Annotated in this window: 9 protein-coding genes; 4 read left to right on the top strand and 5 right to left on the bottom strand. The window is 38.1% G+C overall.

The genetic code is table 11. The features are described 5' to 3' along the window. Window positions 1–60 precede the first annotated feature (60 nt). The 3 genes from ACODST_RS02640 to ACODST_RS02630 all read left to right on the top strand — a co-directional run bounded on the left by ACODST_RS02640 (window position 61) and on the right by ACODST_RS02630 (window position 3,119). The gene (locus ACODST_RS02640; protein ID WP_488930566.1) at window positions 61–1,566 is read left to right on the top strand and encodes an aldehyde dehydrogenase family protein; all 1,506 of its coding nucleotides are present in this window, start codon (window positions 61–63) and stop codon (window positions 1,564–1,566) included. 77 nt (window positions 1,567–1,643) lie between these two features. Next, complete coding sequence (adhP, locus tag ACODST_RS02635; protein WP_488930565.1) at window positions 1,644–2,678, top strand: alcohol dehydrogenase AdhP; 1,035 nt, start codon at window positions 1,644–1,646, stop codon at window positions 2,676–2,678. A 66-nt stretch (window positions 2,679–2,744) separates the two neighbouring features. Further along, window positions 2,745–3,119, top strand: a complete 375-nt coding sequence (locus ACODST_RS02630; RefSeq protein WP_488930564.1) for a DUF779 domain-containing protein — start codon at window positions 2,745–2,747, stop codon at window positions 3,117–3,119. Window positions 3,120–3,175: 56 nt separating this feature from the next. Here ACODST_RS02630 and ACODST_RS02625 read toward each other — a convergent pair whose 3' ends face one another. The 5 genes from ACODST_RS02625 to ACODST_RS02605 form a co-directional block, all read right to left on the bottom strand. After that, the gene (locus tag ACODST_RS02625) at window positions 3,176–4,099 is read right to left on the bottom strand and encodes an AraC family transcriptional regulator (protein WP_488930563.1); all 924 of its coding nucleotides are present in this window, start codon (window positions 4,097–4,099) and stop codon (window positions 3,176–3,178) included. A gap of 73 nt (window positions 4,100–4,172) precedes the next feature. Then, entirely contained in the window at window positions 4,173–5,036 is an 864-nt protein-coding gene (locus ACODST_RS02620) for a bestrophin family protein (RefSeq protein WP_488930562.1), read from the bottom strand. Window positions 5,037–5,063: 27 nt separating this feature from the next. Continuing rightward, window positions 5,064–6,374 (bottom strand): TolC family protein, encoded by a 1,311-nt coding sequence (locus tag ACODST_RS02615; protein WP_488930561.1) that lies wholly within the window; start codon window positions 6,372–6,374, stop codon window positions 5,064–5,066. 65 nt (window positions 6,375–6,439) lie between these two features. After that, on the bottom strand, window positions 6,440–9,535 hold the full coding sequence (locus ACODST_RS02610; RefSeq protein ID WP_488930560.1) for an efflux RND transporter permease subunit: 3,096 nt from the start codon (window positions 9,533–9,535) through the stop codon (window positions 6,440–6,442). A gap of 108 nt (window positions 9,536–9,643) precedes the next feature. Next, a complete protein-coding gene (locus tag ACODST_RS02605; protein ID WP_488930559.1) occupies window positions 9,644–10,702 on the bottom strand; it encodes an efflux RND transporter periplasmic adaptor subunit in 1,059 nt (352 codons plus the stop codon). Window positions 10,703–11,275: 573 nt separating this feature from the next. On the opposite strand from ACODST_RS02605, the gene ACODST_RS02600 reads away from it, so the two are divergent. Then, window positions 11,276–11,875, top strand: coding sequence for a peroxiredoxin family protein (locus tag ACODST_RS02600; protein ID WP_488930558.1), 600 nt, complete (start codon window positions 11,276–11,278; stop codon window positions 11,873–11,875). The last annotated feature ends 10 nt before the right edge of the window (window positions 11,876–11,885 follow it).

Below are 11,885 nucleotides of genomic sequence, written 5' to 3'. Positions count from 1 at the left end.
AATGCTATTCTGTTTTAGAAGAGGAAGCTAATTTTGAGTGAATCAAAAAATTTACTAATTATGAGCACAACCACACAAAGACCTGAATTCAAGTCAAAATACGACAATTACATCAACGGAAAATTTACAGCTCCGGTAACGGGAGACTATTTTGATGTTATCTCTCCAATCGATGGAAAAGTATTTACGCAGGCGGCACATTCCGGAAAACAAGACCTTGAAAATGCCGTAAACGCTGCTTACGAAGCTTTTAAAACATGGGGAAAGACTTCTGTTACAGAACGCAGTATTCTTTTAAATAAGATTGCACAGAAAATAGAGGACAATCTGGAATACATAGCGGCTGTGGAAACCGTTGATAACGGAAAACCCATTCGTGAAACACTTGCTGCCGATATTCCGCTGGCAATTGATCACTTTCGGTATTTTGCCGGTGTAATCCGTGCAGAAGAAAGTTCTATTGCCGAACTGGATTCACAGACCGTTTCTATTGCTTTAAGCGAACCTATAGGCGTTGTGGCCCAGATTATTCCCTGGAATTTCCCTATTTTAATGGCGGTATGGAAAATCGCCCCGGCACTTGCGGCAGGAAATACGATTGTTTTAAAACCGGCCGAAAGTACTCCGGTTTCTATTATGGTTTTAATGGAACTAATTGGCGATATACTTCCGCCGGGCGTTCTGAATGTCGTGAACGGATTTGGAGCAGAACTGGGCCGTCCGCTGGTGACTAATAAAAAAGTAGCCAAAGCCGCTTTTACTGGTTCTACTACTACCGGACGTATGGTTATGCAGTATGCAACCGAAAATATTATTCCGGTTACTTTAGAGTTAGGCGGAAAATCACCTAACATTTTCTTTCCTTCTGTAGCAGACCATGATGACGATTTCTTTGATAAAGCGGTTGAAGGTGCGGTATTATTTGCTTTAAATCAGGGAGAAATTTGTACCTGTCCGTCGAGATTATTAATTCATGAAGATATTTATGAAAAGTTTATTACTAAAGTTATTGAAAGGACAGAAGCCATTATAGCCGGAAATCCGCTGGATAAAAACACGATGATTGGCGCACAGACTTCACTGGTACAGAAAGAAAAAATCATGTCCTATATTAAATTAGGAAAAGAAGAGGGTGCTGAATTACTGACCGGAGGAGATGCAAATCATTTAGGCGGGGACCTTGAAGGCGGGTATTACATTAAACCTACTTTATTTAAGGGACACAACAAGATGAGAATTTTTCAGGAAGAAATTTTCGGGCCGGTGCTGGCAGTAACCACTTTTAAAACTACCGAGGAAGCTATTGAAATTGCCAATGATACCATGTACGGATTAGGAGCCGGAGTATGGACACGTGATGCGCACGAAATTTATCAGGTGCCAAGAGCTATTCAGTCAGGTCGTGTCTGGATCAATCAATATCATTCTTATCCGGCAGGAGCTCCTTTTGGAGGTTATAAACAATCAGGAATTGGCCGCGAAAATCACAAAATGATGCTGAGTCAGTACCGTCAGACCAAAAACATGCTGATTTCCTATGACAAAAAGAAACTGGGATTCTTTTAAGACTGTAAAATCCCTTATACTATAACCAGGACATAATGAGTCGGCGGACTTGTTGTGTCCGCTAAATCATTCTTGTTATGTTACCAAAAACGATGAAAGCTGCGGTCGTGAGAGAATTTGGCTCTCTTTTAAAAATTGAAGAAGTCGAAGTAAAACGACCGGGAAGAAATGAAATCCTTGTAAAAGTAGTGGCGAGCGGTGTTTGTCATACCGATTTACATGCCGTAGAAGGCGACTGGCCGGTTAAGCCCAAAATGCCATTAATTCCGGGACATGAAGCTGTGGGGTATGTGGCTGCTGTAGGGCAGGATGTAAAAAATGTAAAAGAAGGGGATGCTGTTGGTGTACCCTGGCTTTACAGTGCCTGCGGCGGCTGTGATCACTGTATTACAGGCTGGGAAACTTTATGTGAAAGCCAGCAGAACGGGGGATACAGTGTTGACGGTGGTTTTGCCGAATTTGTAATTGCCGATGCACGTTATGTAGGGATTTTGCCTTCTAATGTCAATTTTATGGAAATGGCGCCTATACTTTGTGCCGGAGTGACTGTTTACAAAGGACTCAAAGAAACAGAAGTAAAACCCGGAGAATGGGTGGCTATTTCCGGAATTGGAGGTTTGGGACATGTTGCCGTACAATATGCAAAAGCAATGGGAATGAACGTGGCGGCTATTGATGTGGCAGATGACAAGCTTAATTTAGCGAAAAAACTGGGTGCCGATTTGGTAGTGAATGCTAAAAATCAAAATCCTGGAGAATTCTTAAAGAAAGAAGTTGGTGGAATGCATGGGGCATTGGTTACCGCAGTTTCTCCCATAGCTTTCAAACAAGGGCTTGAAACTTTAAGGAGAAAAGGTACAATGGCACTCAACGGACTTCCTCCAGGTCATTTTGATTTGTCGATTTTTGATACGGTTTTAAACCGAATTACGATTAGAGGTTCAATAGTAGGAACCCGTAAGGATATGAAAGAAGCGATTGAATTTGCTGCAGACGGCAAAGTAAAAGCAACCGTTAATCCGGCTAAGCTGGAAGATGTAAATGAAGTTTTTGACAGGATGAGAAAAGGTCAGATCGAAGGACGAGTTGTTCTTGATATTGCCGGTTCTTAGTAATAATCATAAAAAGCAGTAAGTTTATAACAATGAATTTACTGCTTTTTTTAAAGGTATAAAATTATGGTAAAAAGATTGGATGCAGCACAGGAAGCAATAGAACTGATACATATACTAAAGGAAAAACACGGTGATCTGATGTTTTATCAGGCCGGAGGGTGCTGTGAAGGAACGCAGCCGCAGTGTTTTGAAAAAGGCGGTTATTACCAGAGAATGGGAGATGTGTGTATAGGAACAATTGAAGAAACAGAGTTTTGGGTAGACAAAGATTTATTTGAATACTGGAAACATGCCCACTTTACACTTAAAGTAATTGATGCTTTTGGTGTGGGAGGTTTTTCGCTGGAAACCCCTCTAAAAAAGACTTTTCAGATCGAATACCGGATTTTTACCGAAGAAGAGGAAAAGGATTTAGAACCTGTAAAGTTTTTTGAGTAAAAGAGTAAGTTTTAAAGATGCCGGGAAAAATAAGATTTTTAGCATCTTAGTATTTTTTAATTAATGTATAGCTGCTGATACTGTTTAGGAGTAATGCCTTCGTGTTTTTTAAACAAACGGGTAAAGTAGTTGGCATCTTCAAAACCGGACAGGTAACAGACTTCGTTAATTTGAATTCCGGGGTTTTTCAGTAGTTTTTTAGCGTGTTTGATTTTTTCGTTTAAAATATATTCAATCGGGCTCATGCCAAGCTCCCTTTTAAAAAAACGATAGAAGGAAGTGGTACTCATACAGGCTTTATCGCTCAGGCTTTTCAGGTTGATGTTTTCTTTTAAATTAAGCCTGATAAATTCGGTTACTTCAAAAATAGGATTGTTAGACTGAAAAACGAGACCTTCTTCTACAGATTTGACGGTTTGGGTCTGAATAATTCGTATCAGCAATTCCTGAAGCGTTAAATCAGCCAGGGCATCTTTGGTGATAGAAGTACCCATACATTCTTTTATAAGTTTGTTGATCGTTGCAGCCAGATCTACATTGTTATAAAAGAAATAATTCTGATAGTTCAGCTGCCAGTAAATATCGCTGCCCTCTTTTGGATAACGTTCGTTCAGGAAATTTAAAGTTTCATTGATTTTACTATTGTCAATAGCCAGTGCCAGACATTGAGTAGGGTTTTCTTTGGAGGCTTCCGGAAAATCAATTTTCATTTCAATATTCGAAGGAACCACTACTGTTTCGCCCGGAAGATAATCAAAACCGGGTTCATCAAAAAGATGCATGACTTTTTTGCCGCGCAGCATGCTGGTTACTACAAAATCATTAAATTTTAACGGAACAAGATTCGTAGTTTCGTAGGTTTCAAAAAGATTTAGTTCGCAATTGCTGAGCGTGTAAACACTTCTGTTCTCAACCAGTGTTTTTAATGATTTTTCATTGGATAAATGCGGAGGATGAAGTAAAACACGTTGATGCTGCATTGCGGTTAAATTTAGAAGTGGAAAGTCTAAATTTAATAAAAAAATGTTGAACTGCTCCGGATTTAACGTTTAATTAAATCAGTTCCTCGATATGTTTTTTGATGTTTTCTGAGATCTTTTTTGTCGGCAGGTCGTTTTCGTCATCGCCAAAAGGATCTTCGATTTCTTCGGCAATAAGTTCGAGACTCGCCAGTACGTAAAATATAAAAACAACTACGGGAGCCACCAGATAACCTAAACTTACAGAATAACCAAAAGGAAGCGTCATCGTATAAAAGAAAATAAACTTCTTGATAAAAGCACTGTAAGAGTAGGGAATAGGGGTGTTTTTAATACGTTCGCAGGCACCGCAGATATCGGTAAACGACTGTAATTCGTCATTCAGGATAATCAGCTGGTCGCCGGTAATTTTTTGATCATCATACAAATCATTGATTTTATGATACATGATTCTTTTAAGCTGATTGGGTTTGTGTTTGTGCTGGTCTATTTCCAGTTCAACGTCTTCAAAAAGCTGTTTGCTCGTATCGGTATCTTTTAAATGTTTATGAAGTATATCTGCATAAAGCGGAATAAATTTCCTGAAAAATCTGCGGTCGTTTTCGTCTTTCAGGATTGCCGAAAGTTTGATAGCCAGATTTCGGCTGTTGTTTACAAGGCCGCCCCAGAGTTTACGGCCTTCCCACCAGCGGTCATAAGCGGTATTAGTCCTAAAGACAAGCAATAACGAAATTACAAAACCCAGCATTCCATGCATAATAGGGATATTGTGGATGTAATCGCTTTTGCTGACTTTAAAATAATGAATTTCAAGATATCCTACCAAACCCGAATAAATACCAATGGCAATCATAATCGGGAATAATTTTCTAACTGTATCTGACTTGTGAAAATGAAAAATAAAAGTAAACCAGTCTTTTGTATTGTAGGATATCATCTAAGTTTGTTTTGAAACAAATTTAATTTAAAAATTAATATTTCCTGCTAATTCTTTTAAGGCAATTTCAGATAATTTGGCTTCGTATTGTGCATTGCTGTAACGTACTTTAGCATTGACATAGTTAAGCTGTGCGGTCCTGAAATCAATGGTGGTTATAGTCCCGATTCTGAATTTATCCAGCGTAATTTCAAGGTTCTGCTTGGCAATAGCTTCGTTGTCTTCTTCGAGGTCAATAAGTTCAAGATTGGTCAAATATGTTTGGTAAGCCGTACTCAATTGCGTGTTCAGGATCATGTTTTGCTGTTCGATGGCAATTTGCGAATTCTGAATTTGCAGTTTGGCTACTTTTTCATTTCTGTGCTGATTGAAACCATCAAAAATGTTCATACTGGCATTAAAACCATAATTAAAACCTCTTGAAGAGGTCTCGCTGGTAAATCCTAAACTGGACTGGCTTTCGGCAAAATTATAACCTGAGGTCAGCCTGAGTGTAGGATAGCGGTCTGCTTTGACCTGTTTAAGCTGTAATTCGGCAATTCGTTTGTTGATGATCTGAGATTCGAGACCCGGATTTTGTTTTTGTGCTAAATCCAGTAAGTCTGCAAAAACCAGTTTATTGTCGACTTTGACTTCATCAGTTACTTTGAAATCAATTTTAGGATCACGGGCCAGATACTGGTTCAGTAAAATTTTAGCATTTGCATACGATTCTTTTTGTCTTAATAAAGCCACCTGATCTGAGTTTAAATCGACCTGTGCATTTAAAACTTCCAGTTTTGAAGCTTTACCAATCGTAAAACGGTTTTGTGCCAGTTCAAGACGCTGTTTAGAAATTACAATAGTAGTATCCAGAGCCGCTAATTGCTGCTGCTGCTGTACCAGATCGTAATAAGCAGAATTTACCTGTCCTATTTTTACCAGAATAGTTTGTTTGAGCTGGGCATCGCCTAATTTTTGCAATTCTTTCAGCTGGTCTAATCTGGCAAACATTTTCATTCCGTCAAACACTGTCCAGCCAAGACTTACACCATAGTTCAAACTATTGTTTTTGGCATTGTTTAATGAAGTGGAAGTTCCGTCCTGACGAGTCTGCGAAGAATTGGTTACACTATTATTGTCAGTAACCGAAGCGGTTGCTGTCGGCAGCATTCCGGCATTTCCTACAGTTACATTTGTTTCACTTATCACCGAATTGTTTTTTGCAATTTTAATCTCGAAATTGTTTTCCAGGGCGATTTTCATTGCTTCTTCAATAGTCAGAACTTCTTGTGCATTGGTTTTAATAACACAGAAGAGTACCGCTAATAAAGTATAATATACATGTTTGATATTCATATTTTTTTTCTTTTGCCCTGAATACACAAATTGTCTTAAACTAATTTGTGTATCAGGGATGCTATTTATTTACTTTCTCTTTCGTATTCGTCGATACGATCAAATTCAGGATAATGTTTTCTGGCTTTTGACCACATAAAGTAAATAGCCGGAATAACAAAAAGGGTCAGCGCCAGCGAGAAAATAGTTCCGCCAACAATTACAACTCCCATACCAATTCTGCTTGTTGAAGCTGCTCCAAGCGACATAGCAATCGGCAGCGCTCCTAACGCAATAGCTAAACTGGTCATTAAAATAGGACGTAAACGTGCTTCTGATGCTTCCAGAATCGCTTCCATTTTAGGTTTGCCCTGTTCCCGTAACTGATTGGCAAATTCGACAATCAAAATACCATTTTTTGTTACCAGACCAATAAGCATTACAGTTCCAATCTGACTAAAAATGTTCCAGGTCTGATTGAACAGCCATAATGAAAATAAAGCTCCGGCAACTGCCATAGGAACCGTTAAGATAATAATAAACGGATCGATAAAACTTTCAAACTGTGCGGCAAGGATTAAGAAAATCAGCAGTAAAGCCAGTCCAAATGCAAACGAAGTATTGGAGCTGCTTTCTACGAAATCACGGGATTCACCGCTTAAGTCGGTAGTAAAACTCTGATCCAGAACTTTGGCTTTAATTTTATCCATTTCTTCAATACCATCGCTGATACTTTTTCCGGGAGCCAGACCTGCAGAAACGGTTGCCGACATGTATCGGTTATTGTGGTAAAGCTGCGGCGGATTACTCTGCTCGTCAACTTTTACAACGTTGTCCATCTGGATGAGTTCGCCGTTTTTGTTTTTTACAAACATCGACGTCAGATCCAAAGGTTTTGATCGGTCTTTCTGGTCAAACTGCCCGATAACCTGATATTGTTTTCCGTTTTTAATAAAGTAACCAAAACGCTGTCCGCTTAAAGAAAGTTGTAAAGTCTGCGCAATATCAATAATCGAAATTCCTAAACTTTCGGCTTTGGCACGGTCGATACTTACGTTAATTTCCGGTTTGTTGAATTTTAAGTTTACATCGGTAATCGAGAAAACATCACTTTTACCTACTTCTTCCATAAAAGCAGGGATTTTTTCTCTTAATTTTTCAAAATTAGGTGCCTGAATGATATACTGAATTGGTAATCCTCCTCGTCGGTTTACTGCAATAGTCGGCTGCTGAATAACCGATGTTTTGGCATCAGGATATTGTTTGGTCCATTTTGTTAATTTATCGGCAATGTCTTTCTGCGATCTTTCTCTTTCATCAGGTTCTTTTAAAGAAAGTCTGATAAAACCGCTGTTCGTAGCCGAAGCTCCAAATCCCGGTGCTGTAATTACAAGGCTTACTTTTTTCTCCGGAATAGAATCATCTACCAGTTTTGAGATTTCCTGCATAAAGCGGTCCGTGTATTCATATGATGAACCTTCCGGAGTGGTCATACGCATGGTTACCGAACTTCGGTCGTCGTACGGAGCTGTTTCTTTGGGAAGAATAGTGAAAAAGAGATAGATAAGTCCAAAACAAACAATCAAAATAGGGAAACTGATCCATTTTCTGTCCATGAACTTCGTAAGTGCTTCAGCGTAACTGCTGTTCATTTTCTCGAAAAAAGGCTCCGTTTTGATATAGAATTTTGATTTTTTCTGTTCACCGCCTTTCATTAAATACGCATTTAACATTGGAGTCAAGGTCAGGGACACAAAAGCAGAAATTAATACTGCAGCGCCAATAACAACGCCAAATTCCCTAAACAGCCTTCCTACGAATCCTTCCAGGAAAATTACAGGTAAAAACACCGCTGCAAGTGTTACAGAGATTGAAATTACGGCATAGAAAATTTCATTAGATCCTTTAATGGCGGCTTCAATTGGTGTCATTCCTTCTTCTACCTTTTTAAAGATATTTTCAGTTACCACAATTCCGTCATCCACTACCAGTCCGGTGGCTAAAACGATAGCCAGTAAGGTCAGTACGTTGATGGAGAATCCGAAAAGCCACATTATAAAGAAGGTCGCAATTAACGAAACCGGAATATCAATTAACGGTCTGAAAGCAATGGCCCAGTCTCTAAAGAACAGGTAAATGATAATGATAACCAGTATAACCGAAATCAGTAAAGTCTCGGCAACCTCAAGTACCGATTTTTTTACGAAAATAGTGTTGTCCAGCGCAATATTCAGTTTGATATCTTTAGGAAGGTCTTTTTTTAACGCTTCGTATTTTTTGTAAAACTCAGCTGAGATATCTAAATAATTGGCTCCCGGCATCGGAACAATAGCCAGACCAATCATTGGGAGTCCTGACTGGCTTAGTTTGGTTTCGATATTCTCCGGTCCCAGTTCGGCTCCGCCCACATCACTTAAACGTACAATTTTGTCTCCGTCTGTACGGATAATAATATTATTGAATTCTTCCGGTTTAGAGAGATTTCCAACTGTTTTTACGGTTAATTCGGTATTGTTTCCGGTAAGTTTACCGGACGGGAGTTCGACGTTTTGGGCATTCAGTGCATCACGAACATCTGATACGGTACAACCGTAAGCGGTAAGTTTTGCGGGGTCAATCCATAAACGCATGGCGTATCGTTTTTGTCCCCAAATCTGAACACCGCTCACTCCCGGAATTGTTTCCAGTCTTTGTGAAATAACATTTTCAGCATAATCACTTAATTCTAAAGAACTTCGGGTGTCACTCTGAACTGTCATCGAAATAATAGCGTCACTGTCAGCATCCGCCTTTGATACTACCGGAGCGGCATCAATATCCTGCGGTAAGCTTCTGATCGCCTGCGAAACTTTATCACGAACGTCGTTGGCTGCTTCTTCCAGATCTTTGTCCAGATTAAACTCAATGGTAATATTGCTGCTTCCCTGATTACTCGAAGAAGTGATATTTCTAATTCCGTCTATAGCATTAACGGCTTTTTCAAGAGGTTCTGTAATCTGCGATTCAATAATATCGGCGTTGGCTCCGGTATAATTGGTTCTGATGGAAACCTGTGCCGGGTCGATCGACGGGAATTCACGAACGCCCAGGAAAGTATAACCAATAAAACCGAATAAAATAATTAATAAATTCAGTACAATGGTTAAAACAGGTCTTCTTATACTTGTAGTTGATAAACTCATAATTATGATTTTAGAGTTCAGGTTCCCGATTTTATATTTTGAATGAGATTTTTACACTTCACGATTCAGAACTAAAGGAGATAACCGGAACTCATAACTTAAAGGTTATTATTGAACTTTAACTTTTATAGGTGCTTCGTTCTTTAAAGACATAACACCACTTGTAATTAAAGTGTCTCCGGCTTTTAATCCGGATAAAATCAATATAGAAGCGTCGGTTCTTGTTGTAGCATCCACCATAACTTCTTTGGCTTTGCCCATATTGGCAATATATACCTTTTTACCATTCTGAACCGGTACAATTGCCTGAGATGGAACTACAATCGCATCTTTGATAATGTTTAAAGGCAGTTTGATATCAGCAAAAGTTCCCGGGAAAAGTTTTCCGTCTGTATTGTCTGCAATAGCCCTGATTTGTAAGGTGCGTGTTGCAACGGCAACTTCCGGTTCAATTGCATAGATTTTGGCAGTATAAGTTTTATCAGAACCGGAAACTGTAAAATCGATTGAAGAACCGTTTTGAACCTGAGCTGCATATTTTTCAGGAATAGAAAAAGTAATTTTTAGTTTTCCTGTATTTACAAGTTTTGCAACCAGTACTGTTGGTGTAATATAAGTTCCGGGTGAAATAGAACGAAGACCAATTTTCCCTGAAAAAGGGGCTTTTACAGAAGTTTTGGATATCTGGGCTCTTATCAGCTGGCTTTGTGCCTGTGCAGAAGCATGATCAGCCCTTGCTACGTCTGCTTCTTCCTGGCTTATAGCTTCTTTTTGAAGTAATAATTTGGCTCTTCTTTCGTTTTCGGCCGCTAAACCTTCTTTGGTTACGGCTTGTCTTAATTGTGCTTTTAATTCAATGTCATTTACTTTAAAAAGTACCTGACCTTTATTTACGTATGTTCCTTCATTAAAATAAATTCCTTCTACGATTCCGGAAACTTCACTGTGAATTTCAATTTGTTCATTGGCTTCTATCGAACCGGATAATGATAAATTGTTATCAAAAGTAGAAGTTTTTACGACAAGACCTGTTACTGTGGTAGGTTTATCCTTGTCTCCAAATTTTTTTGATTCTTCATTTTTGTTTTTGTTGGATACTATTCTGTACGTAATAAATCCTCCCAAAACGATGATAATCAAGGCGTAGATGAGATGTTTTAATTTCATAAAATTGAGGTGAATGTGTTTTTTGGTGTATGTTTTTTGTAACTGACAAATTTAACTTTTTGTACTGAAACCGAAATACGTTAGCTTTTATTTAACACTTAGGTTACAGTAGTTTCAAATTGCATTCTGACAGCTTTCGGTTAAAAAAGTTTGCGGTTAGATGCGGTTTTTATAAAAAGGTTTAAAGCTGGTTTTGTTTTTTTTGAATAAAGTTAGCTTTTTTATAATGCTTTTTATGTAAGTGTTACTTTGTCAGTGTATTATGTTTTACGTTGAAGTGTTTATTTTTTATAAAAAAAAGAGATTTTACTAGTTGGAACAGGAGCTGCGCTGTGAAGAATAAAATTTTTTTCTTATTTGTCTGATTTTTTTTGCACTCTATCGATTTAATTTGTATTATTGATATGTTAAACAAAAAGAAGGTTTTTGTAGTGTTTTCGATGAAATACTATAAAATAAAATGTTAAAAAAGTGAGTTAGGTGTAGTTTTTTGGGGTTTTTGAGGAATTTAATTAATAATTGCGTTAACAAGTGTTTATGTTTTTTGTTCTTAATAACTAAAAAAAAATATTTATGCAGAAAAAAATACTCTTGACTTTATGGTTTACATTATTACTTTTTTCGATCGGTTTTCTTTTTTGGCAGAACGAGTTTAAATACAGTCTGCCTACACCCATTCCCAAAAATCATCATGATATAGCCATGGGAAGTAAGATCAATTTATCACAGTGCTGTGCATTCGATAACAAACCTGTATTTTTTCATTTTTTTAATCCTGACTGTCCGTGTTCCCGTTTTAATGTCCCTCATGTGCGTGACCTGATTAAAAAATACGGGGATAAAGTCAATTTTAAAATTGTGGTCTTAAATAAAAAGAAAACTTTTTCCATAGCAGAAATTCAGGAAAAGTTTGGAGCGGAGATTCCGGTTTACTTTGATGAAGGTATTGCCCAAAAATGCGGTGTAATTTCAACTCCGCAGGCCGTTCTTCTGGATCCTTTACACAATTTATATTTCAGGGGGAATTACAATAAAACGAGATATTGTACTGATGCTGATAGTAATTATGCTCAAATGGCAATAGACTCGCTTTTAAAACAGCATAATCCGCCTTCATTTAATGCTTTAGCTCTCAGAGCTTACGGATGTTCATTACCAAATTGCACTAAATAAATCTGTCACT

Source organism: Flavobacterium sp. FG19, from assembly GCF_057809475.1.
Note: the sequence above shows the minus strand (reverse complement) of the source record. Positions and strands in the feature narration are given on the sequence as shown.